The sequence below is a fragment of the Pseudorhodoferax sp. Leaf274 genome, assembly GCF_001422445.1.
Taxonomy (GTDB): Bacteria; Pseudomonadota; Gammaproteobacteria; order Burkholderiales; family Burkholderiaceae_C; genus Pseudorhodoferax.
This window is the reverse complement of record NZ_LMNA01000007.1, coordinates 103,127-126,027: the sequence shown is the minus strand read 5'-3', so window position 1 is coordinate 126,027 and position 22,901 is coordinate 103,127. Positions and strand designations below refer to the sequence as shown.

Genomic DNA, 22,901 nt, shown 5'->3' with positions numbered 1-22,901 from the left:
CCCGAGATGACCGACTACATCAACCGCTTCACGCGCCCGGTGGCCATCGCCGCCGCGGACACCGCGCTGGTGGTGATCGACATGCAGTACGCCAGCGGCTCGCGCCACCATGGCCTGGGCGCGCTGCTGGCCAGCCAGGGCCGGCTGGCCGAGGCGGAGTACCGCTTCTCGCGCATCGAGAACCTCATCATCCCCAACACGCGCAGGCTGCTGGCCGCGTTCCGCGCCGCTGGTGCACCGGTGGTCTACGTCACGGTGGGCGCGCACAAGGCCGACTATTCCGATGCGCCGCCGCACGTGCGCGGCTTCTTTCAGGCCTGCAACAACCACGTGGGCTCCTTCGAGAACGGCATCGTGGAAGGGCTGCGGCCGCTGCCGGGCGACCCGGTGGTGGCCAAGAACACCATGGGCGCCTTCGCCAGCTCCGACCTCGGTGCCGTGTTCGACCGGCTTGGCGTGAGGACCGGTGTCTACGTCGGCGTCTCCACCAACAACTGCGTGGACACGACCGCGCGCGAGGCCGCCGACCGCGGCTATGGCGCGGTGCTGGTGTCCGACGCCACCGGCACCTGCTCGGACCGCATGCAGGAGGTGACGCTGGAGTCCTTCCGCCGGCTGTGGGGCCGCGTGGTGGACACCGAGGAGGCCATGCGCGAACTGGCCGGCGCCACGCGTGCCGCCAAGGCCGCATGAGCGGGCCGCTGCGCAAGGGGCCCCGCATCACCAGGCGCGCGTTCGTCGCGCTGGGCGCGGTCGCGGGCGGCGCCGTGCTGCCCGCCTGGGGCCAGAAGTACCCGGACAAGCCGATCCGCCTGGTGGTGCCGTTCGCGGTCGGCGGCGGCACCGACATCCTGGCCCGTGACCTCGCGCCGCGGCTGGCCGAGGCGCTCGGCCAGCCGGTCGTCGTCGAGAACAAGGGCGGCGCGGGCGGCAACCTGGGCGCCGACGCGGTGGCCAAGTCCGCGGCCGACGGCTACAGCGTGCTGTTCGGCTCCAACACCCTGTCCATCAACGCCGCGCTGTACCAGAAGCTGCCGTTCGATCCGGTGCATGCCTTCGCGCCGGTCGGCACCGTGGCCACCGCGCCGCTGGTGCTGGTGGTGCATCCGGATGCGGGCCTGCAGAGCGTGCGCGACCTGGTGCGCGAAGCCAAGGCGCGGCCCGGCCAGCTCAACTGGAGCGCGCCGGGCAACGGCACGCCGCACCACCTGGCCTCCGAGCTGTTCAACCGCATGACGGGCAGCGACATCGTCCACATCCAGTACAAGGGCGGCGGGCCTGCCATCAACGACCTGCTGGGGCGGCAGACCCAGGCCAGCTTCCAGACCGTGGCCTCGGTCCGCTCGTTCATCGCCGCGGGCCGCCTGCGCGCGCTCGGCGTGGCCGCGGCGCAGCGCACGCCGCTGCTGCCCGAGGTGCCGACCATCGCCGAGGCCGGCGTGCCCGGCTACGAGGTCAACCTCTGGTACGGCCTGTTCGCCCCCGCGGGCACGCCCGCAGCCGCGGTGCAGGCGCTCAATGCCGCCCTCAACCAGGTGCTGGCCGACCCGGCCGTGCAGGCCAAGTTCAACAGCCAGGGCTACGAGTTGAGGCCGGGGCGCCCGGACGCACTGCGCACGCTCTACACCGAGGACCTGGCGCGCAGCGCCAAGGTCGTGGCCGAGGCCAACATCAAAGCCGATTGAGATAAGGAGACCCCCATGGAAGTGATCGACCGCCAGAGCCCGCCACCGCCCGACGTGGTGCGGGCCGATGCCCGCAAGGCATTCAAGCTGATGAAGGGCGGCGGCGTGACCGTGCTGCCGCTGGACGTGTCCTACGCCATCTTCGGCCACACGGCGCGCGCCGTGGAACGCATCTATGCGCTCAAGAAACGCCCCGCGACCAAGCCCAACGGAGTGCTGGGCAACTGGGACATCTTCAGCGAGGTGCTGCAGACCACCGAGCGCGACCGCGACCTGGTGCGCTGCATCACCCAGGACCACGACCTGCCGCTGTCGGTGGTGGCGCCGTTCCGGGCCGAGCACGACTGGTTGCAGACCACCGAGTTCGGCGCGCTGCGCCGCTCCAGCAAGGCCGGCACCATGGACCTGCTCATGAACGCCGGCGCGATCCAGGAGGAACTGGCGCGGCTGTCCTTCGATGCCTGCACGCCGCTGTTCGGCTCGTCGGCCAACGTGTCGCTGTCGGGCAGCAAGTTCGAGATGCAGGATGTCGAGGCCGAAGTGCAGGCCGGCTGCGAACTGGTGCTGGGCTATGGGCGCTCGCGCTATGCCAATGCCTGGCTGATCGGCAGCACCATCATCGAGTTGCCGAGCTGGCGGGTGCTGCGCTTCGGCGGGCTGTACGAGCAGCAGGCGCAGCTGGTGCGCAAGCACTTCGGCGTGGAGCTGCCGCCGCGGCCGGTCGAAGGCAGCATGTCGCTGGTCTGAGGGGGGCCGCCATGCATGCACCGTTCACCCGGCGTGCCGCACTGGGCATGGCCGCCGCCCTGGCCGCCATGGCGCCGGCGCGGGGCCAGCAGCCCTGGCCGTCGCGGCCGATCCGCATGGTCGTGCCGTTTCCGCCCGGTGGTGGCGCCGACACGTTGGCACGGCCGCTGGCCGAGCGGCTGCGCCAGCGCCTGGGCCAGCCGGTGGTGCTGGAGAACAAGACGGGCGCGGGCAGCAACATCGGCACCGAACTGGTCGCCAGGTCCGCCGCCGACGGCTACACCGTGCTGATCAACACCGACGCCATCGCCATCTACCCGCTGCTCTACCGCAACCTGCGCTACGACACCTTCAAGGACCTGGCGCCCGTGGCCTACGTGGCGAGTTCGCCGCTCGTGCTGGCCTGCCACCCGGAGATCGCCGCACGCGACCTGCGCGCGTTCGTGGCCCTGGCCCGGCGCGAGCCCACACGGCTGAACTTCGCCAACCCGGGGCAGGGTTCGCCGCACCAGCTGGGCTTCGAGCTGCTGGCGCGCACGGCGGACTTCCGCATCGGCGAGGCGGTCTACCGCGGCGGCGGGCCGGCCTTGAACGACGTGGTCGCGGGCCATGCCCAGGTCGGCGTCTTCACCTTCGGCGCGGTGCGCCAGTTCCTCGAGAGCGCCAAGCTGCGGCCGCTGGCCGTGCTGTCCGAGCGGCGCAGCGAACTGGCGCCCGAGCTGCCGACGGCCGTGGAGACCGGGCTGGCCGGCGTGCACGTCGCCCTGCGTTTCGTGGTGATGGCACCGGCGGGGACAGCGTCCGACACCGTGGCGCGCCTGCATGCCGCCATCGCCGAGTCCGTGGCCGAACCCGAGTTCAACCAGCTGCTGCGTCAGCAGGGCTACGAGCCCTTCGTGACCACGCCGGTCGCGACGGGCCGCCTGCTGCGCGAGGAACACAGCCGCTGGGGGCCGCTGCTCCAGGCGGCCGACATCCGGCTGGAGTAGCTAGGCCGGCCATCCGCGCGCAGGACACGGCGCGGTGGCCGACCCTGTTGATGAGAGCGCTTCTCATCCGGGTGATACTGTGAGGCTGTTTTCACTGCCGTTGAGCCCAGCACCATGACCACCCGCACCGAAAAAGACACCTTTGGCCCCATCGAGGTGCCTGCCGACAAGCTCTGGGGCGCGCAGACCCAGCGCTCGCTGCAGAACTTCGACATCTCGGGCGAGCGCCAGCCGCGCGAGATCATCCGCGCGCTGGCCCAGGTCAAACGGGCGTCGGCCACCGTGAACCATGCGCTGGGCCTGCTCGACGGCAAGAAGAAGGACGCCATCGTCGCCGCCGCGCAGGAAGTGATCGAGGGCAAGCATCCCGATGAATTCCCGCTGGTGGTCTGGCAGACCGGTTCGGGCACGCAGACCAACATGAACCTCAACGAGGTCATCGCCAACCGCGCCAGCGAGCTGCTGGGCGGCGAGCGCGGCGAGGGCCGGCTGGTGCACCCCAACGACGACGTGAACAAGAGCCAGTCGTCCAACGACGTGTTTCCCACGGCATCGCACGTGGCCGCCGTCGATGCGCTGACCCGCAAGCTGCTGCCCGCCATCGACCTGCTGAAGGCCACGCTGGATGCCAAGGCCAAAGCCTTCGACCACATCGTCAAGATCGGCCGCACCCACCTGCAAGACGCCACGCCGCTCACCTTGGGCCAGGAGATCTCGGGCTGGGTCGCGCAGCTGGAGCATGGCAAGAAGCACGTGCAGGCCGCGCTGCCGCACCTGTACGAGCTGGCACTGGGCGGCACCGCCGTGGGCACCGGCCTGAACGCGCCCAAGGGCTATGCCGAGGGCGTGGCGCAGGAGATCGCAGGCATCACCGGGCTGCCGTTCGTCACCGCGCCCAACAAGTTCGAGTCGCTCGCTTCGCAAGATGCCCTCGTGCACGCGCATGGCGCGCTCAAGACCCTGGCCGCCAGCCTGAACAAGATCGCCAACGACGTGCGCTGGCTTGCCAGCGGCCCGCGCAGCGGCATCGGCGAGCTCAGCATCCCCGAGAACGAGCCCGGCTCGTCCATCATGCCGGGCAAGGTCAACCCGACGCAGAGCGAGGCCGTGACCATGCTGGCCGCGCAGGTCTTCGGCAACGACGTGGCCATCAACATCGGCGGTGCCTCCGGCAACTTCGAGCTCAACGTGTTCCGCCCGGTGGTGGCGCACAACTTCCTGCAGAGCGTGCGCCTGCTGGCCGACGGCATGGTCAGCTTCAACAACAACTGCGCCGTCGGCATCGAGCCCAACCTGGACCGCATCGCCCACCTGGTCGAGCAGTCGCTGATGCTGGTCACCGCGCTGAACCCGCACATCGGCTACGACAAGGCCGCAGCCATCGCCAAGAAGGGCCACAAGGAAGGCTTGAGCCTGCGCGAGGCGGCCATCGCCTCGGGCCACGTGACGGGCGAGCAGTTCGACCAGTGGGTGGTGGCGGCGAACATGGTCGGCCGCTGAACGGCGCGGCCGGCCTGCTCAGGGCATGTCGGCCATGCGCTGCAGCAGGTAGGCCAGCGCCAGCCGCTCTGCAGGATTGAAGTCGCCGAAGGTGCGTTCGGTGACGCGCTGGGCGAAGGGCACGGTGGCGGCCACGAGGTCGGCACCCGCGTCCGTCAACGCCAGCTCGCGCTTGCGTCCATCGCGCCGGTGCGCCGACACGGTGAGCAGGCCGCGTGCGGCCAGCCGCTCCACCACGCCGCGCACCGTGGCCTGGTCGATGGCCGTGCGCTTGACGACATCGTTGAGCGAGCAACCGCCCATGTCCCGCACCGCGCACAGCGTCACGAACTGCGCGGCCGTCAGCTGCGAGTCCGGGATCTCCGCCTGGAACAGCGCGACATGCCGCTGGTAGGCCCGCCGCAGCAGGTGGCCCACCTGTTCGGTGACGGCGTAGTCGTTGCGCGGGTCGCGCGGCGGAGCAGGGGGCGTGCGGGGCATGCGGCGGATGTGGAGGGTGTGCCTGCGCAGTGCGCGCCGCGCTACTGGCAGCTGAAGTTGGCGGCGTCCTCGATGCTGCCGGAGCCCTTGTAGATGGCTTCCTTGGGATAGGCGCACAAGGGGCGGGTGCGGCCGGGCCAGGCGACACCGGCCGCGGCCCGCGCCGTGGACACCATCACGTCGGGCGCCGTGCCCTTTTCCACCCAGTCCACCAGCGCGCCCACGGCGTCGAACTGGTCGGTGCCGTAGGCGCCGCCCGAGCAGTGGCCCATGCCCGGCACGAAGAAGGCCCGCGCGAAGCCGGCCGCCTGGTCGGCGCCGTAGCGTGCCTGCACCTTCTTGTAGTAGCTCTCGACGTCGTGGATGGAGAACGCCAGGTCGGCCGCGCCATTGAACACGATGAGCTTGCCGCCACGCGCCCGGAACCGGTCCATGTCCGGCGACTCGGCGTTGGTGAAGTCGTTGCCCGAGCGCGTGAAGGTGGCGTTGGTGGCGCTGAGCTTGGCGAACTCCACGTCCACGCTGGCGGTGAGCCCATAGCCCAGCAGGTCGGCCGTGATCGTCGGCGGCGTGGTGTAGATGTGCGAGGCCTCGCCGGCGAAGATGGTGTAGAACGGATTGGCCGACTGCGCCGCCATGCCGGGGTCGAAGGGCCATGGCGCATAGATCTGCGCGCCCGCGGTGGTCCTGGCGCCGTCGAACAGCTTCTTCACGTAGTCGGCCTTCGGGGCCGACAGGCAGTTGCCGCTCTCGCCTGGCTGGCAGGCCCAGGCCAGCGGATCGGGCTTGCAGGCGCTCATGCGGCTGACCATGCCGTCCGTGGCGCCGTCCAGTGCATCGCAGGCGTCCAGGATGCGCCGGCGCACCACGGCCTGGTCGTCGGCCGTGAGCGGCTTGGTGATGTCCGGCCGTCCATCGGCGCCCATGGGGGCGATGGCCGCCGCGATCTGCGCCTGGTAGACCGAACCCTGGATCGACGCCTGCGTGAGCCGGAAGCCTGGTGCCGCGGCCACGATGCCGTCGAACAGGTCGGGGTAGCGCTGGGCCGCGACCATGGCCTGGCGGCCGCCGTTGGAGCAGCCGACGAAGTACGAGCGCACCGGCACGATGCCGTAGAACTTGCGGATGAGCAGCTTGGCCGCTGCCGTCACCTGGGGCAGTTGCCGGTCGCCGTATTCGTCGCGCGCCTGCGGATCGGCGCCGAACAGGAAGCTGCCGTTGGCCACCCCCGATTCGGCGCGGTGGCCGGAGTCGGTGGTGACGACCGCGTAGCCGTCGAGCAGCGCGTTGCGCGTGTTGCCGCCGCCGGTGTAGGCACCCACGGCACGGAACAGGGTGCCGTCGACGCCCGATCCGCCCTGGTAGTAGAAGCGCTTGTTCCAGGCGAAGGGCAGGCTCATCTCGAAGCCGAGCGCATAGGGCTTGCCGTCGATGCCGGTGCGCTGGTTCATCGTGCCGCGCAGCAGGCAGTGCTGCGGCACCGCGGTCGCGGTGACCGCGCCATCGGACGCCGCCGTGAACGTCGACTCGCTCACCGCGCCGCCCGCGACGGCCGTGCCGTTGAGCGCGGCGCACGCCGACTGGAACTGGTCGAGCGTCATTGCGACCGGCTCGGGGTCGCCATCGCCGCCCCCGCAACCGGACAGGGCAAGGGTCAACAGGAAGGCACCGGCGGGCATCGTGGCATTGCGCAGTCTTCTCATGGCTTACTCCAGGGGTGAAGGGGTACGGCGCGCAGCAGCGGGGCGGCAAGGGCGCGCCACTTCCAGCGTATACGCTCGATGGGGCTAGCAAGCAATGAGCCATGCCGCGATGGCGTCCCGCCTCAGGCGGGAAGGTGGTGTTGGAGAAAGTGGAGTGCTCACACGCCATCGATGCTGGTGCAGGATGCACCGGCATGGCGCAGCGCATCGGCGCGCGGGCATGGCCGCGCCGAGGTCCGCGCTATCCTCGCGCCCTCCTGCCGTTCTGCCGAAAGACCATCCGATGCAACTGCGTTCAGCCACCTTGGCGCTTGGCGCCGCCCTGGTTCTCACATCCTTGCCGGGCTGGTCGCAGACCCGCACCGCGCAGGAAGAGGCCAACCGGCAGACGGTACTGGCCTTCTACGAAAAAGGCCTGAACCAGAAGGACGCCGATGCGGCGCTGCAGTACGTCGGCGACCGCTACATCCAGCACAACCCCGGCGCCGAGGACGGCCCCGAGGGCTTTCGCAAGTTCATCGGCTTCCTGCGCGACAAGTTCCCGCAGTCGCGCAGCGAGATCAAGGCCTCGTTCGTCGATGGCGACCACGTGATCCTGCACGTGCACGCCGTGCGCGAGCCCGGCACGCGCGGCAGCGCCATCGTCGACATCTTCCGCCTCGAGAAGGGCAGGATCGTCGAGCACTGGGACGCGGTGCAGCCCATCCCCGAGAAGGCCGCGAACGGCAACACGATGTTCTAGGGCCGGCGCGCCGCGCGGCGCCGGCCGCTGCCCATCAGGCCGCCGCCGTGGCCCGCGGTGCGGTGGGCACGGACGCCGAGCCGCCGAAGGCCGTGGCCACCGTGCCGGCCACCATGTCCGCCGTCACGGCCGACAGCGTCCAGCCCAGGTGGCCGTGCCCCGTGTTGTAGAACACGTTGGCCGAGCGGCCACGCCCCACGCGCGGCAGCATGTCAGGCAGCATCGGCCGCAGGCCCGCCCAGGGCGTCACGCGGCGCGTGTCCACGCCCGGGAAGCAGTCGCGCACCCAGTCCACCAGCGGGCGGATGCGGTCGGCGCGGATGTCGCGGTTCTCGCCGTTGAACTCGGCCGTGCCGGCCACGCGGAATCGGTCCGGGCCCAGGCGGCTCGTGACCAGCTTGGTCGCGTCGTCAAGCAGGCTCACCTGGGGCGCGGCGGCGCGGCTGGCCTCGTCGTCCAGGTGCACGGTGATCGAGTAGCCCTTGACCGGGTAGATGTTGACGCGGTCGCCCAGCGCGGCGGCGAACTGGCGGCTGGCCACGCCGGCGCAGACCACCACGCCGTCGTGCCGGTGCTGGCCGCGCTGGCCGTCCGGGCCGGTGGCGGTGATGGTCACGCCGCCGGCATCGCGCTGCACCGATTCGACCTGCTGCTCGTACAGGCAGTGCACGCCGCGCCGGCTGGCGGCCTGCGCCAGGCCGACGGTGAAGCGGTGGATGTCGCCCGTGCTGTCGCTCTCGGTGTACCAGCCGCCGTAGTAGTCGCCGGCCAGCGTGGGCTCGATGGCCCGCATCTCGCCAGGCGTCACCGCGCGGCGCTGCAGCCCGCCCTGCGCCAGCAGCCTGGACACGCGGCCCGCGTGCGCGAAGCCGGCCTGGTCGCGGTAGATGTGCAGGATGCCTTCGCGCTGGTGGTCGAACGCGATGCCCTCGGTCTCGGCCCAGTCGAACAGGTGCTCGCGCGCGGCGATCGCCAGCCGCGCGGTCTCCACGGTGTTGCGCTCGTAGTGCGGCATCGCGGCAATGAACTCGGCGAACCACGACAGCTTGTGCCAGCTCGGCTTGGGCGAGACCAGCAGCGGCGCATCGGCGCGCAGCATCCATCGAAGGCCCTTGAGCATGGTGGATGGCAGGTTCCAGACCTCGGCGTTCGAGGCCGACAGCTGGCCGCCGTTAGCGAACGAGGTTTCCATCGCGGCGTAGCGGTGCCGCTCGTACAGCGTCACGGCAAAGCCGCGGCGCGCCAAAGCGTAGGCGGTGGTCACACCGGTGATGCCGCCGCCGACCACGGCGATGTGGGAGGGGGTCATGTGAGGCTCCAGAACACGCCAGGGGTTGGGACCGCTGCACGACCGTGCAGCGGACACCCCCTCTGTTCCGGACCTGAGAGATTCACGCGGCTATGAAGCTGCGCTTGCTCCTTCGGTGCACCCGGTTGGCGTTGCCGCCGGGCGCTCTTCAGAGTTCTTTGCGTGGGGCCGGTCCTTTTGCCTGAGAGATTCCGGGGCGGTTGCTCCTTCGGCGCCGACCGCGGCCTGTGCTGCGGTGCGGACTCTCCCGATCCCACGCCGGTCGGCATCCAGGATGCCGGCCGGGTGTGGCGGACCTTGCGGTGCCGCCAGGGCCGCGATTGTTGCGCGGCCGTCCCGGCCTGCCAAGCACTGGGCCTGGCGCGCCGGGGCGGTGTGGTTTTTCAGCCGTCGATGTTGCGGTCGCGGCTCTCGGGCATGGCCAGCATCGCGGCTGCCGTCACCAGGCTCGTGATCGCCACGTACCAGGCCGGCGCGGCCTTGTTGCCGGTCGCCTCGATCAGCCAGGTCACGACAAACTGCGTGGTGCCGCCGAACAGCGAGACGCCCACGGCATAGGCGATCGACAGCCCGCTGGCGCGGATGCCGCGCGGCAGCAGCTCGGGGATGGCGGTGATGCTGGCACCGCCGCTCATCGCGCCCAGCGCGGAGATCACCAGCGTCACGGCCAGCAGCACGGGCAGGCTGGGCTGGTCGATCAGCCACAGGAAGGCCGGCACCACCAGCAGCGCCGTGGCCAGGCGCGGCCACAGCATCACGGGCTTGCGGCCATGGCGGTCGGCCAGCCAGCCGCCCAGCAGTGCGAAGCCGAAGGTGGCCACGCCCATCATCACCGTGGCGCCCATGGCCACCAGCGGCGCGAACTTCAGCGTGGCCATGGCATAGGTCGTCATGTAGTTGCCGACGTAGTTGGACACCGTGCCGCCCAGGATCACCAGTACCGCAAGGCCGATGGTGCGCCGGTGCCGCGCGAGCGTGGCGAAGCCCGCGTGTTCGCGCATGCCGCCGGTTGCATGCAGCGTCTCGGGCATCTCGCGGCGCAGGTACACGGCCAGCGGCACCAGCAACAGGCTCAGCAGGAAGGGCAGGCGCCAGCCCCAGTGCTGCAGCTGTTCGGGCGTGAGGGTGGCGATGACGGCCATGCCGATCAGGCCGGCCACCAGCGTGGCGATGCCCTGGCTGGCCAGCTGCCAGCCCGAGTAGAAGGCCCGCCGGCCCGGCGGCGCGGCCTCGACCAGGAAGGCCGTGGCCGGCCCCACCTCGCCGCCCAGCGCGATGCCCTGCACGAGGCGGCAGAACACCACGATCAGCGGCGCCGCCATGCCGATCTGCGCGTACGAGGGCGTGAGGGCCAGCCCCAGCGTGCCGACCGTGATCAGCGCGATGGTCAGCAGCATGGCCGGCTTGCGGCCCGCTCGGTCGGCGAACATGCCGATCAGCACGCCGCCCAGCGGGCGCGTGACGAAGCCCACGCCGAACACCGCCACGGACAGCAGCAGGCTGGCCAGCGGTGTGGACGCCGGGAAGAACGCGCGGCCGATGTAGACCGCGAAGAACGCGTAGGTGACGAAGTCGTAGAACTCCAGCGCGTTGCCCGCGACGGTGGCGGCCACGATGCGGCGCGGCACGCCGGTGGCCTGCGGTGTGTCGGTGGCGCGCGGCGTGGTTTCGCTGCGCGTGGGCGGGGTCGCGTCGAGCGGCGGCAGGGCGGTGGTGGACATGCGGGGCTTTCGCAGGGGAAGGGGGCGGGGGGCGAGGGTGGCAGCGGGGCTGGAGGGCTCAGGCCGTCAGGAACCGCTGCGCCAGCAGCGTCCAGTACGCCGCGCCGACGGCGATGTTGCGGTCGTCGAAGTCGTAGCCCGGGTTGTGGACCATGCAGCTGTCTTCGCCCTCGCCGTTGCCCACGAGCAGGTAGCTGCCCGGCACGCGTTCCAGCATGAAGGCGAAGTCCTCGCTGCCCGTCAGTGCGGGGCCCTGTAGCGTCACGCGCTCGGCGCCGACCAGTTCCAGGCCCACGGCACGCGCCAGCGCGGTCTCGGCCGGCGTGTTCACCAGCACCGTGTAGCCGCGCCGCCAGTCCACGCGGGCCGTGCAGCCTAGGCCCTCGGCCTGTGTGGTGGCCAGCGCGCGGATGCGCTGTTCCAGCAGTGCGCGCACGCCGGCATCGAGCGCACGCACGCTGATCTCCAGCCGTGCGCTGGCCGGGATCACGTTGTTGGCCTGGCCGGATTGCAGCGCGCCCACCGTCACCACCGCGGTCTGCTGCGGATCGACGTTGCGCGACACGATGGTCTGCAGCGCCATCACCAGGCTGGCCGCCGCCACGATGGGGTCGCTGGCGCGGTGCGGCATGGCGCCATGGCCGCCCACGCCTTCGAGCGTGATGGTGGCGTAGTCGCTCGACGCCATGGCCGGTCCCTCGCGGAATTGCAGGTGGCCCAGCGGCAGGCCCGGCATGTTGTGCATCGCGAAGATGGCGTCGCAGGGATGGCGGTCGAACAGGCCGTCCTCCATCATGCGCAGCGCGCCCCCCCCGCCTTCCTCGGCAGGCTGGAAGACCAGCACCAGCGTGCCGCTCCAGCGCGTGTCGTCGGCCAGCCGGCGCGCGGCCGCCAGCAGCATGGCGGTGTGGCCGTCGTGCCCGCACGCGTGCATCACGCCGGGGCGGCGGCTGGCCCAGGGCCTGCCGCTTCGCTCTGCCATGGGCAGCGCGTCCATGTCGGCGCGCAGGCCCAGGCGGCGTGTGCCGTCGCCACGCACCAGGCGGCCGACCACGCCGGTGCCGCCCACGCCGCGCTCCACCGCATAGCCCCAATCCTCCAGCTTGCCGGCCACCAGAGCGGCGGTGCGGTGCTCCTCGAAACCCAGCTCGGGCTCGGCGTGGATCTCGCGGCGGATGCGGATGAATTCGTCGACGGCGTGCTGCCGCGCCGTGGCGAGGTAGGCGCCTTCGGGTTCTGTGGAAAGTTGCATGGCGTGGGCTCTCGTGGGGTGGTACGCCGCAGACTCTAAGAGTCGCCCGATCAAACATCCAATGCATCCTTCGCAGGCATATGATGCGGCCACTGCATTCCTTGCCTGCCATGACGCTGGTCCAGCTCCGCCACCTGATCGCCCTGGCCGACGCGGCCTCGTTCACGCGCGCGGCCGCTGCCGTGTGCCTCACCCAGCCCGCCTTCAGCCGCAGCATCCGCGCACTGGAGGACGAACTCGGCCAGCCCCTGTTCGACCGCGTCGGCAAGCGCACCGAACCCACGCCCTTCGGCCGCGAGATCGCGCAGCGCGCCCGCCAGATCGTGTTCGACACCGACGAGCTCTCTTCCAGCGGCCGCAGCATGAGCGCCGGGCGCACCGGCGCGTTGCGCGTGGGCATGAGTTCCGGCCCCGGCGCGATGCTCATGACCGCGCTGGGCCACGAGATGGCCACGCGCCATCCCAGCGTGCGGCTGACGATCGCGCGCGGCCACACGATGGTGCTGGTGCAGTCGCTGCGCGAGCGCGCGCTGGATGCGCTGGTGCTCGACATCCGCGCCATGCCGCCCAGCCCCGACCTGCAGGTGAGCGAGGTCGTCACCATGCGCGGCGCCTTTCTGTGCCGGCCTGGCCATCCGCTCACGCGCTGGAAGGGCGCGCTGCGTTTCGCGGCGCTGCGCCAGTACCCGCTGGCCTCCACCCCGCTCAGCGACGAGGTGGCGCGCCACCTCGTGGAGCGCTACGGCCCGCAGGCGCACCCGCGCGAGAGCGTCACGCTGCGCTGCGAGGAGATCGCCAGCCTGGTCGACGTGGCGCGCGAGAGCGACACCGTGGTGGTGGCCATCCGCGCCGCCGCGCCCGATCTCGTGGAGCTGCCGGTACAGCCCGCCATCGCGCTGCCGGCGCAGTTCGGACTGGTCACGCTGGCCGCGCGCGCCGAGGCGCCTGCGCTGGCGATCGTGCGCGACCTCATGCGCAGGCGCATGCGCGATGCCGACGCGCCGGCCCGCTGAAGGCAGGCCGGCGCAGTTGAGAGCGCCTCGCATCTATAGTGCCGGCAATGACCCTCTCCGCACCGCCGACCGAACCCATCGCCCAGCAGGCGCTGGACCTGCTGCTCACGCGCCGCTCCCCCTGGCCGCTGGCCGAGCCCATCCCGAGCGAGGCCGAGCTCCAGCGCGCCTTCGCCGCCGCCATGTGCGCGCCCGACCACGGCGCGCTGCGCCCGTGGCGCTTCGTGCTCATCCGCGGCGCGGCGCGCGAGCGCCTTGGCGACCTGTTCGTGCAGGCCGCGCGCCTGCGCGAGCCCGAAGGCGATGCCGAGCGCTTTCGCCGCAAGGCCCTGGTCGCGCCGCTGCTGGTGGCCGTGGTGGCGCATGTGCAGCACCACCCCAAGGTGCCCGAGATCGAGCAGACCGTGGCCACGGGCGCTGCCGCCATGAACCTGTTGAACGCGCTGCACCTGCAGGGCTACGGCTGCTTCTGGGTCTCGGGCCCCAACGCCTACGACCCCACGGTACATGCCGGCCTGGGCCTGGCCGGCAACGAGCGGCTGCTCGGCTTCGTCTACGTGGGCACGCCGCCCCAGCGCGAGCAGCCTCCCGCCGAGCGCGCCGACCCCGCGCCGCACGTGCGCGAGTGGCGCGGGCCGGCGGCCTAGCAACGGGCCGTGGCCGCCCCGGTGCCGCCGGGCCGCTGCGGCTGGTGTCGAATCGGCACCTTGCCGTTCGTCGTGGCGGCATCCACAACCCCAGGAGCACATCCATGTCACGTCTTCGCGTCGCCTGCTTCAGCCTGTCGTTCGACGGCTTCGGTGCCGGCCCTTCGCAGAGCCTCGAGAAACCCATGGGCGTGGGCGGGGAGGGCCTGCACACTTGGTTCCGCGGCACGCAGACCTTCCGCCGCATGATCGGCCAGGCCGGCGGCAGCACCGGTGCCGACGACGCCTTCGCCCAGCGCGGCCTGGAGAACATCGGCGCGTGGATCCTGGGCCGCAACATGTTCGGCCCCGTGCGCGGCCCCTGGCCGGACGACAGCTGGCGCGGCTGGTGGGGCGACGAGCCGCCCTACCACTGCGACGTCTTCGTGCTCACCCACCACGCCCGCGCGCCGCTGGCCATGGGCGGAACCACCTTCCACTTCGTCACCGAGGGCATCCACGTGGCGCTGGAGCGCGCGCGTGCCGCCGCCGCCGGCCGCGACGTGCGCCTGGGCGGTGGCGTGGCCACCGTGCGCCAGTACCTGCAGGCCGGCCTGGTGGACGAGATGCATCTGGTGCAGTCGCCCGTGCTGCTGGGCCAGGGCGAGGCGCTGCTGCAGGGGCTGGACCTGCCGGCGCTGGGCTTTGCCGTGGCCGAGCACCAGGCCACCGAGCAGGCACAGCACCTGGTGCTGCGCCGGCGCTGAGGCACGGACAGAACGGCCGGAGCCGAGCGCTCCCGCAGGTGTGCGGCGGATGGGCCGGCCGCTCAGCGCGCCGCGGCCGTGCCGTGGCGGCAGCGCGCAGCCCGCGCGAGGAAATGCTCCAGCGGCGGCGTGGCCAGGCCGGCCGTCTTGGCCTGGTCGTCCCACAGCCGCAGCCGCACGGCATCGCCGGCATGCGGCCGCGCGATGAAGGCATCCGCCTGCTGGGCGGAGAACACGCCGCCCTGCAGCGCCAGGCTGCGCCGCGAATCCTCCGACAGCGCAGCGTGGTAATGCGCGCGCGTGGCGCACAGGTAGCGCTTGGCGTCCACATGCCAGCGGATCGGCTCCAGCACCGCGCCATCGAACAGGCCGCGCAGGAAGGGCAGGGCGTAGAACTGGTGCAGGTCGTCGATGCCGCGCAGCGTGGGCGATGCGCCCTGGTCGTTCAGCAGGTGGCCCAGGTCGTGCAGCAGCGCGGCCGTGACCAGCGCGTCGCCGGCGCCCGCCTGCTCGGCCAGCGCGGCGCATTGCAGCGCATGCTCCAGCTGCGTGACCGGCTCGCCGCTGTACTGCTCGGCACCGCGGCGGTCGAACAGCGTGCCGATGTCTTGCAGCGTCAATGCCATGCGGGCCCCGCTGCGCGTCAGGCGGCGACCGAACGCCGCGCCGCGCGTGCCGGCGCCGGCGAGGGTTCGCGCGTTGCGAAGTTCAGCCGCGTGCGTTCGCGGCTGTTCATCACGTGGTCGTACATGGCCTGCCCGGCGGCCTCGGCGTCGCCCGAGGCGATGGCCTTGACGATCTGCCGGTGCTCGCGCGAATACACGGCCATCGATTCGGTGGTGAGGTTCTTGCGGCGGAACAGCGACAGCTCGTTGACCAGCTTGCGGTAGGTGGCGATCAGCTTGCCGTTGCCGGCCAGCTCCAGCAGCCGGTCGTGGAAGCGGAGGTTGAAGCGGTGGTAGTCCTGCGCGTTGCCGGCCTTCACCGCCTGGTCCATCGCGTCGACCAGCTGGCGCAGCTCGCGCACCTCGGCCGGCGTGGCGGTCTGCGCGATCTTGCGGCCCACGTACAGGTCCATCACCGCGCGCACCTCGAAGATCTCCAGCGCCTCGTCGACCGGCACGTCGCGCACGAACACGCCGCGGTTCTTCTCGGTGCGGACCAGGCCGGCCTCTTCGAGATGGCGGAAGGCCTCGCGCACCGGCCCGCGCGAGACGCCGAGCTGGTCGGCCAGCAGCGACTCGGTGAGCTTGGCGCCGGGCAGCAGCTGGCCGTCCAGGATCATGCGTTCGATCTCGCCCTGCACCAGCTTGGGCAGCGAATTGCCCTGCAGCTGCGCGATCGTGGGATGGGTGGAAGAAGTGTTCGACATGGCCGGCTTCGGTGCGTTTGCAGAATGAAGATTGTCTACGATTGACGATCTGCAATTGACAATCAGCGATCCCTGGCCGCATTTTCCAACGGCTCCATGTCATGAGGATGACATTTCCGCTCGGCACATTGCCGGCTGTTCCCTCAAGACCAGGAGTCGTTTCATGTCCCTCGCCCTCACTTCCAAGAACATCGCAGCGCTTGCCCTGGGCCTGGCCTTCGGCGTTGCAGCCCACGCGCAGAAGACCGACCTCACGGTCTACACCGCGCTGGAGACCGACCAGCTCAAGGCCTACCAGGAAGCCTTCAACAAGGTCCACCCCGACATCGCCATCAAGTGGGTGCGCGACTCCACCGGCGTCGTCACGGCCAAGCTGCTGGCCGAGAAGGCCAACCCGCAGGCCGACGTGATCTGGGGCGTGGCCGCTTCCAGCCTCGCGCTGTTCGACAAGAACGGCATGCTCGAGCCCTACGCGCCGCTGAACCTGGACGCCATCATGGCCAAGTACCGCGACAAGAAGACGCCGCCGGCCTGGTGGGGCATGGACGTGTTCGGCGCCGTGGTGTGCTTCAACACCGTGGAGGCCAAGAAGAAGAACATCCCCGTGCCCACGAGCTGGCAGGACCTGCTCAAGCCCGAGTTCAAGGGCCAGGTGGTGATGCCCAATCCCGCCTCTTCGGGCACCGGCTACTTCGACGTCGCCGCCTGGCTGCAGATGTGGGGCGACGACAACGGCAAGGGCGGCGGCTGGAAGTACATGGACGCGCTGCACCAGAACATCGCCCAGTACACGCACTCGGGTTCCAAGCCCTGCAACATGGCCTCGGCCGGCGAGTTCGTGGCCGGCATCTCGTTCGAGTACCGCGGCTACACCAACAAGGCCAAGGGCGCGCCCATCGAGCTGGTGTTCCCCAAGGAAGGCCTGGGCTGGGACCTGGAAGGCTTCGCCATCCACAAGGGCACGAAGAAGCTGGACGCGGCCAGGAAGCTGGCCGATTGGGCCTCGTCCAAGGACGCGATGCTGCTCTACGGCAAGAACTTCGCCGTCACCGCGCAGCCCGGCGTGGCGCCCAAGCTGGCCCACATCCCGGCCGACTACGAGGCGCGCCTGATCAAGATGGACTTCGACCAGTCCGCCGCCAGCCGCGACCGCGTGCTGACCGAGTGGACGAAGCGCTACGACGCCAAGAGCGAAGCGAAGAAGTGATGCACGCCGCCCGCGACGATGGGGCCGGCATCCGGCCCGCCGCCGTGCCCGCCCCCAAGGCGGCGGCCACCGGCGCCGCCTACCTGCGCCTGGAAGGCGTGCACAAGCGCTTCGGCGGCTTCACGGCGCTCCAGGCGATCGACCTGGACATCCCGCGTGGCGAATTCGTCTGCTTCCTCGGCCCCTCGGGCTGCGGCAAGACCACGCTGCTGCGCATCATCGCGGGCCTGGAGGTGCAGAGCGCCGGCCGCCTCCTGCAGGCCGGGCGCGACATCTCGGTGCTGCCGCCGGCGCAGCGCGACTACGGCATCGTGTTCCAGTCGTACGCGCTGTTCCCCAACCTCACCATCGCCGACAACGTGGCCTACGGCCTCGTCAACCGGCGCCAGCCGCGCGCGCAGATCGCCGCCCGCGTGCAGGAGCTGCTGGCGCTGGTCGGCCTGTCAGGCAGCGGTGCCAAGTACCCGGCGCAGATGTCGGGCGGCCAGCAGCAGCGCGTGGCGCTGGCGCGCGCGCTGGCCACCTCGCCCGGCCTGCTGCTGCTGGACGAGCCGCTGTCGGCGCTGGACGCCATCGTGCGCGTGCACCTGCGCAACGAGATCCGCGCGCTGCAGCGCGAACTCGGCGTGACCACGATCATGGTCACGCACGACCAGGAAGAGGCGCTGTCCGTGGCCGACCGCATCGTGGTGATGAACCACGGCGTGATCGAGCAGGTGGGCACGCCCACCGAGGTCTACCGCGAGCCGGCCACGCCCTTCGTGGCCGGCTTCATCGGCAAGGTCAACCGGCTCGACGCCGTGGCGGACGGCGGGCAATGGGTCCGCTGCGGCGACCAGCGCTGGCAATGCGCGCCGCAGCGGGGCCCCGCTGTCCGCCCCGGCCGCCCGGTGGCGCTGTACCTGCGGCCGGAAGACCGCGTCGTCGGCCCGCTGCGCGAGGATGACCCCGCGCTGTGCGAAGGCACGGTGCTGGGCATCGAGTTCCTGGGCGGCAATTGCCTGGCCGAGGTGGCGGTGGACGGCCTGGGCGGCCAGCGGCTGCAGCTGCAGTACTCGCTGAACCAGATGGACGAGTTCCACGTGCGCCATGGCGCGCGCATGCGCTTTGCGCTGCGCACCGACCGCCTGCGCGTGTTCGAAGCGCAGGAGGCCAGCGCATGAGCACCGCCGGGCCGCCCCAAGGTGCTCAGCACCGCAGCGCGCAGCGCGAAGGTATGTCATGAATACGTTGGCCGGCGCGTTGAACCCACCGGCGCCGCGGCTGCGCCAGGGCTGGAGCGACCGCCTGCCCCAGCTCGGCTTGCTGGCGATGGCGCTGCTGCTGGTGGTGGGCCTGCTGGCGCCGCTGGCCGCCATCCTGGCCCAGGCGCTGCGCGGCGATGCCGCCCTGGCCGCGTTCGCCGCGTACCTGGCCTCGCCGGCGCTGCTTGGCAGCCTGTGGAACAGCCTGTGGGTGTCGCTGCTGGTCACGGCCATCGTGGTGCCGCTGGCCTTCACCTTCGCCTACGCGCTCACGCGCAGCTGCATGCCGTGCAAGGGCCTGCTGCGCACCGCCATGCTGCTGCCGCTGCTGGCACCCTCGCTGCTGTCGGCCATCTCGATGATCTACTGGTTCGGCAACCAGGGCATCGCCAAGGCGTTCTGGCAGGCGCTGGGGTTCGAGAGCATCTACGGCGCCAGCGGCATCGTGCTGGCGCAGTGCTTCGCCACGTTCCCGCACGTGCTGATGATCCTGGTCACCGCGCTGGCGCTGGCCGACGCGCGGCTGTACGAGGCGGCCGACGCGCTCGGCACCTCCACCGTGCGCAAGTTCTTCACCATCACGCTGCCGGGCGCCAAGTACGGCCTGGTTTCGGCCGCGATGGTCTGCTTCACGCTGGTCATCACCGACTTCGGCATCCCCAAGGTGGTGGGCGGCAACTTCAACGTGCTGGCCACCGATGTGTTCAAGCTCGTCATCGGCCAGCAGGACTTCCAGCGCGGGGCCGTCGTGGCGCTGCTGCTGCTGGCGCCGGCCGTGCTGAGCTTCGGCATCGACGCGGCCGTGCAGCGCCGCCAGACCGCCACGCTCACGGCGCGCGCCGTGGCTCTGGTGCCGCGGCCCCGGCGCGGCTTCGATGTGGCGATGACGCTGTACTGCGGCCTCATCGTGGCGCTGGTGCTGGCCATGTTCGGCATGGCGGTGTTCGCCTCGTTCGCCAGCTTCTGGCCCTACAACCTCACGCCCAGCCTGAACCACTACGTCTCGGGCCTGCTCGATGCGGGCCTGGGCGGCGCCATGCGCAACAGCCTGCAGCTGGCGGCCTGCACCGCCGTGGTGGGCACGGCCATGGTGTTCATGGGCGCCTACCTGCTGGAGAAGACGCGCGGCCTCGGCCCGGTGCGGCCGGCGCTGCGCCTCATGGCCACGCTGCCCATGGCCGTGCCCGGGCTGGTGCTGGGCCTGGGCTACATCTTCTTCTTCAACGCGCCAGGCAACCCGCTGGGCGGGCTGTACCAGACGCTGGCGCTCATGGTGCTGTGCACCGTGGTGCACTTCTACACCACGGGCCACATCACCATGGTCACGGCGCTCAAGTCCATCGACGGCGAGTTCGAGGCCGTGTCGGCCTCGCTCAAGGTGCCGCTGCTCACCACGCTGCGGCGCGTCACGCTGCCGATCTGCCTGCCGGCGCTGCTGGACGTGTCGCGCTACTTCTTCATCAACGCCATGACCACCATCTCGGCCCTGGTGTTCCTGTACGCGCCCGACACGCGGGTGGCCTCGCTCGCCATCCTGAACCTGGACGAAGCCGGCGAGACCGGCCCCGCCGCCGCCATGGCCGTGCTGATCGCCGCCACCTCGGCCGTGGTCACGCTGTTCTACCTGGCGGTGGGCAAGCTGGTGGAGCGGCGCACGCAGGCATGGAAGACGCCTGCGCGATGACGTCACGGCTCGCCCTGTTCGACCTGGACAACACGCTGCTGACCGGCGACAGCGAGGTGCTGTGGCTCGACCACCTGCGCGCCCGCGGCCTGCTGGACGCGGCCATGGCCGCGCGCAACGCCGAGATGGACCGCCGCTACCACGCCGGCGAAGCCACGGCCGAGGAGTTCTGCGGCTTCTACGCCGCGCTGTTCGCGGGCCGCACGCCGCAGGAGTGGCAGCCGCTGCGCGACGACTACTTCGCCACCGTGCTGGCGCCGCGCCTGCCCGCCGCCGCGCACGCGCTGGTGCAGCAGCACCGCGCCGCCGGCGATCGGCTGGTGCTGACCACCGCCTCCAGCCGCATCCTGGCCGAGCCCAGCGCGCAGGCGCTGGACTTTCCGCACCTGATCGCCACGGAGCTGGAGACTGCGCCGGACGGCCGCTTCACCGGCCGCACCACCGGCACGCTGAACATGCGCGAGGGCAAGCTCGCGCGGCTGCGCGACTGGCTGGCCGCGCGCGGCGACGATGCCGACGCCGCACTCGCCAGCGCCGCCTTCTACAGCGATTCCATCAACGACCTGCCGCTGCTGCTGGCGGTGGGCCACCCCTGCGCCGTCGACCCCGACGCGCGGCTGCTGGCCCACGCGCAGCAGCGCCACTGGCCGGTTCTGCGCTTGCTGCGCACCACACCATGAGCACCTTGAACGCCTCCACCCATTTCGACCTGGTCGTGGTCGGCGCCGGCATCGTCGGCCTGGCCCATGCCTACACCGCCGCGCGCCGCGGCCTCAAGGTCTGCGTGGTCGAGCGCGACGCCGCCTGCGTCGGCGCCTCGATCCGCAACTTCGGCTTCATCACCGTCACCGGCCAGGGCGCTGGCGACACCTGGCGCCGCGCCCGGCGCGCGCGCGAGGTCTGGGGCGAGGTGGCGCCGCAGGCCGGCATCGCCACCGTGCACCAGGGGCTCTACCTCACGGCCTTCCGGCCGCTGGCCCGCACCGTGCTGGAGGCTTTCCTGCGCACGGAGATGGCCGCCGGCTGCGAGCTGCTGGACACCCAGGAGGCAGCACGCCGCGCCCCCGCGCTGCAGCTGGAGGGCGCGCAGGGCGTGCTCTACAGCCCGCACGAGATGCGCGTGGAGTCGCGCACCGCCATCGGCCTCATGGCGCGCTGGCTGGCCGAGGTGCATGGCGTGGTGTTCCGCTTTGGCGAGGCGGTGCTCGAAGTGGCCACGCCGCACGTGCGCACGGCGCGCACCGTGCTGCACGCCGAGCGTGTGGCCGTGTGTACCAACACCGAGCTGCACGGCCTGTTCGCCGAGCGGCTGGCCCCGCACGCGCTGCGCCTGTGCCAGCTGCAGATGCTGCGCGTGCAGCCCGAGCCCGGCTTCAAGCTGCCCGGCTCGGTGATGGCCGACCTGAGCCTGGTGCGCTACCACGGCTACAGCCAGCTGCCCGAGGCGGCGCCGCTCAAGGCGCAGATGCAGCGCGAGGAGGGCGAATCGCTGGCCCACGGCATCCACCTCATCGTGGTGCAGAGCGCCGACGGCTCGCTTGTCGTGGGCGATTCGCACCACTACGGCGCTGCGCCCGAGCCCTTCGCCGACCAGCGCGTGGAGACGCTGATCCTGCGCCACCTGCGCGAGACGCTCCGGCTGCGCAGCTGCGAAGTCACCCAGCGCTGGGTGGGCACCTACCCGTCGTCGGCCCAGGCCGACTGCCTGATCGACCGGCCCGACGACGCCACCCGCGTGGTGCTGGTCACCAGCGGCACCGGCGCCAGCACGGCCTTCGGCATCGCCGAGGATGTGTTCGCCGCCTGGTGAGCCTGCAGCCATCACACACACGCAAGACAGCACCATGCAACAGACATCCCCCGCACCGATCCCCGCACCGGTGTCCACCGCCCGCGACCGCCTGAGCGCCGTCGTCTTCGACTGGGCCGGCACCATCCTCGACTTCGGCTCCTGCGCGCCCATGGGCGCCTTCGTGCGGCTGTTCGAGCAGTTCGGCATCGCCCTCAGCATCGCGCAGGCGCGCGGCCCCATGGGCCTGGCCAAGTGGGACCACATCCAGGCCCTCACGCGGCTGCCCGATGTCGCCGCGCAATGGGAGACCAGATACGGCCACCTGCCCACCGACGCCGATGTCGACCGGCTGTACGAGGTCTTCACGCCGCTCAACGCCGCCGTGGTGCCCGACTTTGCCGCCTTCATCCCCGGCGCGCTGCAGGCCGTGGCCGCCGTGCGCGCGCGCGGCCTCAAGGTGGGCTCCACCACGGGCTACAACCGGCCCATCATGGAGGTGGTGACGGCCATCGCCGCCAAGGGTGGCTACGTGCCCGACAACCTGGTCTGCGCCGGCGACCAGGCCACCGGCCGGCCCACGCCGCTGATGATGTGGCGCTGCTTTGCCGACCTGGGCATCTGCTGGCCCGCCACCGTGGTCAAGGTGGACGACACCGAGGTCGGCATCGAAGAAGGCCTGCACGCCGGCACCTGGGCCGTGGGCGTGGCCGTGAGCGGCAATGCCATGGGGCTGCCGCTGGCCGATTGGCAGGCGCTGCCGCCGGCCGAGCACGACACCCGCCGCGCCGAAGCCACCGCCCGGCTGCGCGGCGCGGGCGCGCACTACGTGGTCGACTCCGTGGCCGACCTGCCGCCCGTGCTGGACGCGATCGCCGAGCGGCTGGCCCGCGGCGAGCTGCCGGGCTGATGGGACGGGCGCGGCGCGGTCTCCGGGGGCATACCTTCACGGCGGACTGGCAGGGCGCGTGCATGCAGGCGCGTCGCGCCCCGGAGCCGTCTGCCAATGCGCGGCACAACGCCCGCGTGCGGCTGTCGGCCTCTGCCGGCATGCGGATGCGCTGCATGCCG

Annotated in this window: 22 protein-coding genes and 1 riboswitch; of the genes, 15 read left to right on the top strand and 7 right to left on the bottom strand. The window is 71.3% G+C overall.

Annotated features, from left to right (window positions below; translation table 11 throughout):
* Positions 1–6 precede the first annotated feature (6 nt).
* The 5 genes from ASF44_RS11785 to fumC all read left to right on the top strand — a co-directional run bounded on the left by ASF44_RS11785 (position 7) and on the right by fumC (position 4,921).
* Positions 7–693: a cysteine hydrolase family protein gene (locus ASF44_RS11785; RefSeq protein WP_056899415.1), complete on the top strand. Its 687-nt coding sequence runs from the start codon at positions 7–9 to the stop codon at positions 691–693.
* Entirely contained in the window at positions 690–1,685 is a 996-nt protein-coding gene (locus ASF44_RS11780; RefSeq protein ID WP_056899414.1) for a tripartite tricarboxylate transporter substrate binding protein, read from the top strand. The genes ASF44_RS11785 and ASF44_RS11780 overlap by 4 nt, the downstream gene beginning before the upstream one ends.
* Positions 1,686–1,700: 15 nt before the next feature.
* Entirely contained in the window at positions 1,701–2,432 is a 732-nt protein-coding gene (locus ASF44_RS11775) for a Sua5/YciO/YrdC/YwlC family protein (protein ID WP_056899413.1), read from the top strand.
* Positions 2,433–2,443: 11 nt separating this feature from the next.
* On the top strand, positions 2,444–3,421 hold the full coding sequence (locus ASF44_RS11770) for a tripartite tricarboxylate transporter substrate binding protein (protein ID WP_056899412.1): 978 nt from the start codon (positions 2,444–2,446) through the stop codon (positions 3,419–3,421).
* A gap of 114 nt (positions 3,422–3,535) precedes the next feature.
* Positions 3,536–4,921, top strand: coding sequence for a class II fumarate hydratase (fumC, locus tag ASF44_RS11765; RefSeq protein WP_056899411.1), 1,386 nt, complete (start codon positions 3,536–3,538; stop codon positions 4,919–4,921).
* A gap of 18 nt (positions 4,922–4,939) precedes the next feature.
* On the opposite strand, the gene ASF44_RS11760 is transcribed toward fumC, so the two are convergent.
* Both ASF44_RS11760 and ASF44_RS11755 read right to left on the bottom strand, forming a co-directional pair.
* Positions 4,940–5,401, bottom strand: a complete 462-nt coding sequence (locus ASF44_RS11760; RefSeq protein ID WP_056899410.1) for a MarR family winged helix-turn-helix transcriptional regulator — start codon at positions 5,399–5,401, stop codon at positions 4,940–4,942.
* A gap of 41 nt (positions 5,402–5,442) precedes the next feature.
* A complete protein-coding gene (locus tag ASF44_RS11755) occupies positions 5,443–7,104 on the bottom strand; it encodes a tannase/feruloyl esterase family alpha/beta hydrolase (RefSeq protein ID WP_082524704.1) in 1,662 nt (553 codons plus the stop codon).
* 283 nt (positions 7,105–7,387) lie between these two features.
* On the opposite strand from ASF44_RS11755, the gene ASF44_RS11750 reads away from it, so the two are divergent.
* On the top strand, positions 7,388–7,846 hold the full coding sequence (locus ASF44_RS11750) for a nuclear transport factor 2 family protein (RefSeq protein ID WP_056899408.1): 459 nt from the start codon (positions 7,388–7,390) through the stop codon (positions 7,844–7,846).
* Between the two features lie 34 nt (positions 7,847–7,880).
* Here the strand turns inward: ASF44_RS11750 and ASF44_RS11745 are convergent, their stop codons facing one another.
* From ASF44_RS11745 to ASF44_RS11735, 3 genes are all read right to left on the bottom strand, one after another.
* Positions 7,881–9,155 (bottom strand): D-amino acid dehydrogenase, encoded by a 1,275-nt coding sequence (locus tag ASF44_RS11745; RefSeq protein WP_056899407.1) that lies wholly within the window; start codon positions 9,153–9,155, stop codon positions 7,881–7,883.
* A 159-nt stretch (positions 9,156–9,314) separates the two neighbouring features.
* Positions 9,315–9,415, bottom strand: a riboswitch (glycine riboswitch).
* A 123-nt stretch (positions 9,416–9,538) separates the two neighbouring features.
* Positions 9,539–10,876 (bottom strand): MFS transporter, encoded by a 1,338-nt coding sequence (locus tag ASF44_RS11740; RefSeq protein WP_056899406.1) that lies wholly within the window; start codon positions 10,874–10,876, stop codon positions 9,539–9,541.
* Positions 10,877–10,934: 58 nt separating this feature from the next.
* Entirely contained in the window at positions 10,935–12,128 is a 1,194-nt protein-coding gene (locus ASF44_RS11735; protein ID WP_056899405.1) for a M20 aminoacylase family protein, read from the bottom strand.
* Between the two features lie 110 nt (positions 12,129–12,238).
* Here ASF44_RS11735 and ASF44_RS11730 point away from each other — a divergent pair, with 110 nt between their 5' ends.
* The 3 genes from ASF44_RS11730 (at position 12,239) to ASF44_RS11720 (ending at position 14,534) form a co-directional block, all read left to right on the top strand.
* A complete protein-coding gene (locus ASF44_RS11730; protein ID WP_056899457.1) occupies positions 12,239–13,141 on the top strand; it encodes a LysR family transcriptional regulator in 903 nt (300 codons plus the stop codon).
* 38 nt (positions 13,142–13,179) lie between these two features.
* Entirely contained in the window at positions 13,180–13,788 is a 609-nt protein-coding gene (locus ASF44_RS11725; protein ID WP_369820918.1) for a nitroreductase, read from the top strand.
* Positions 13,789–13,892: 104 nt separating this feature from the next.
* Positions 13,893–14,534: a dihydrofolate reductase family protein gene (locus tag ASF44_RS11720; RefSeq protein WP_056899403.1), complete on the top strand. Its 642-nt coding sequence runs from the start codon at positions 13,893–13,895 to the stop codon at positions 14,532–14,534.
* 62 nt (positions 14,535–14,596) lie between these two features.
* Here the strand turns inward: ASF44_RS11720 and ASF44_RS11715 are convergent, their stop codons facing one another.
* Positions 14,597–15,160, bottom strand: a complete 564-nt coding sequence (locus ASF44_RS11715; protein ID WP_056899402.1) for a phosphonate degradation HD-domain oxygenase — start codon at positions 15,158–15,160, stop codon at positions 14,597–14,599.
* A 17-nt stretch (positions 15,161–15,177) separates the two neighbouring features.
* Complete coding sequence (locus ASF44_RS11710; protein WP_056899401.1) at positions 15,178–15,906, bottom strand: phosphonate utilization associated transcriptional regulator; 729 nt, start codon at positions 15,904–15,906, stop codon at positions 15,178–15,180.
* Positions 15,907–16,069: 163 nt separating this feature from the next.
* Here ASF44_RS11710 and ASF44_RS11705 point away from each other — a divergent pair, with 163 nt between their 5' ends.
* Genes ASF44_RS11705 through phnX form a run of 6 tightly spaced genes read left to right on the top strand, consistent with a single transcriptional unit; the run spans position 16,070 to position 22,740 of the window.
* Positions 16,070–17,113, top strand: a complete 1,044-nt coding sequence (locus ASF44_RS11705; protein WP_056899400.1) for a putative 2-aminoethylphosphonate ABC transporter substrate-binding protein — start codon at positions 16,070–16,072, stop codon at positions 17,111–17,113.
* Positions 17,113–18,276, top strand: coding sequence for a putative 2-aminoethylphosphonate ABC transporter ATP-binding protein (locus tag ASF44_RS11700; protein ID WP_082524703.1), 1,164 nt, complete (start codon positions 17,113–17,115; stop codon positions 18,274–18,276). Before ASF44_RS11705 ends, ASF44_RS11700 begins: the two co-directional genes overlap by 1 nt.
* Positions 18,277–18,334: 58 nt before the next feature.
* Positions 18,335–20,041, top strand: a complete 1,707-nt coding sequence (locus tag ASF44_RS11695) for a putative 2-aminoethylphosphonate ABC transporter permease subunit (protein WP_056899399.1) — start codon at positions 18,335–18,337, stop codon at positions 20,039–20,041.
* The gene (locus tag ASF44_RS11690; RefSeq protein ID WP_056899398.1) at positions 20,038–20,721 is read left to right on the top strand and encodes an HAD family phosphatase; all 684 of its coding nucleotides are present in this window, start codon (positions 20,038–20,040) and stop codon (positions 20,719–20,721) included. Before ASF44_RS11695 ends, ASF44_RS11690 begins: the two co-directional genes overlap by 4 nt.
* Positions 20,718–21,851, top strand: a complete 1,134-nt coding sequence (locus tag ASF44_RS11685; RefSeq protein ID WP_056899397.1) for a TIGR03364 family FAD-dependent oxidoreductase — start codon at positions 20,718–20,720, stop codon at positions 21,849–21,851. The genes ASF44_RS11690 and ASF44_RS11685 overlap by 4 nt, the downstream gene beginning before the upstream one ends.
* Before the next feature lie 34 nt (positions 21,852–21,885).
* Positions 21,886–22,740, top strand: a complete 855-nt coding sequence (gene phnX, locus ASF44_RS11680; RefSeq protein WP_056899396.1) for a phosphonoacetaldehyde hydrolase — start codon at positions 21,886–21,888, stop codon at positions 22,738–22,740.
* Positions 22,741–22,901 lie beyond the last annotated feature (161 nt).

Bases quoted from the DNA above. Each gene is read 5' to 3' on its own strand.
- ASF44_RS11785 (WP_056899415.1), top strand. From the start codon at position 7: ATGACCGACTACATCAACCGCTTCACGCGCCCGGTGGCCATCGCCGCC.
- ASF44_RS11780 (WP_056899414.1), top strand. From the start codon at position 690: ATGAGCGGGCCGCTGCGCAAGGGGCCCCGCATCACCAGGCGCGCGTTC.
- ASF44_RS11775 (WP_056899413.1), top strand. From the start codon at position 1,701: ATGGAAGTGATCGACCGCCAGAGCCCGCCACCGCCCGACGTGGTGCGG.
- ASF44_RS11770 (WP_056899412.1), top strand. From the start codon at position 2,444: ATGCATGCACCGTTCACCCGGCGTGCCGCACTGGGCATGGCCGCCGCC.
- fumC (WP_056899411.1), top strand. From the start codon at position 3,536: ATGACCACCCGCACCGAAAAAGACACCTTTGGCCCCATCGAGGTGCCT.
- ASF44_RS11760 (WP_056899410.1), bottom strand. From the start codon at position 5,401: ATGCCCCGCACGCCCCCTGCTCCGCCGCGCGACCCGCGCAACGACTAC.
- ASF44_RS11755 (WP_082524704.1), bottom strand. From the start codon at position 7,104: ATGAGAAGACTGCGCAATGCCACGATGCCCGCCGGTGCCTTCCTGTTG.
- ASF44_RS11750 (WP_056899408.1), top strand. From the start codon at position 7,388: ATGCAACTGCGTTCAGCCACCTTGGCGCTTGGCGCCGCCCTGGTTCTC.
- ASF44_RS11745 (WP_056899407.1), bottom strand. From the start codon at position 9,155: ATGACCCCCTCCCACATCGCCGTGGTCGGCGGCGGCATCACCGGTGTG.
- ASF44_RS11740 (WP_056899406.1), bottom strand. From the start codon at position 10,876: ATGTCCACCACCGCCCTGCCGCCGCTCGACGCGACCCCGCCCACGCGC.
- ASF44_RS11735 (WP_056899405.1), bottom strand. From the start codon at position 12,128: ATGCAACTTTCCACAGAACCCGAAGGCGCCTACCTCGCCACGGCGCGG.
- ASF44_RS11730 (WP_056899457.1), top strand. From the start codon at position 12,239: ATGACGCTGGTCCAGCTCCGCCACCTGATCGCCCTGGCCGACGCGGCC.
- ASF44_RS11720 (WP_056899403.1), top strand. From the start codon at position 13,893: ATGTCACGTCTTCGCGTCGCCTGCTTCAGCCTGTCGTTCGACGGCTTC.
- ASF44_RS11715 (WP_056899402.1), bottom strand. From the start codon at position 15,160: ATGGCATTGACGCTGCAAGACATCGGCACGCTGTTCGACCGCCGCGGT.
- ASF44_RS11710 (WP_056899401.1), bottom strand. From the start codon at position 15,906: ATGTCGAACACTTCTTCCACCCATCCCACGATCGCGCAGCTGCAGGGC.
- ASF44_RS11705 (WP_056899400.1), top strand. From the start codon at position 16,070: ATGTCCCTCGCCCTCACTTCCAAGAACATCGCAGCGCTTGCCCTGGGC.
- ASF44_RS11700 (WP_082524703.1), top strand. From the start codon at position 17,113: ATGCACGCCGCCCGCGACGATGGGGCCGGCATCCGGCCCGCCGCCGTG.
- ASF44_RS11695 (WP_056899399.1), top strand. From the start codon at position 18,335: ATGAATACGTTGGCCGGCGCGTTGAACCCACCGGCGCCGCGGCTGCGC.
- ASF44_RS11690 (WP_056899398.1), top strand. From the start codon at position 20,038: ATGACGTCACGGCTCGCCCTGTTCGACCTGGACAACACGCTGCTGACC.
- ASF44_RS11685 (WP_056899397.1), top strand. From the start codon at position 20,718: ATGAGCACCTTGAACGCCTCCACCCATTTCGACCTGGTCGTGGTCGGC.
- phnX (WP_056899396.1), top strand. From the start codon at position 21,886: ATGCAACAGACATCCCCCGCACCGATCCCCGCACCGGTGTCCACCGCC.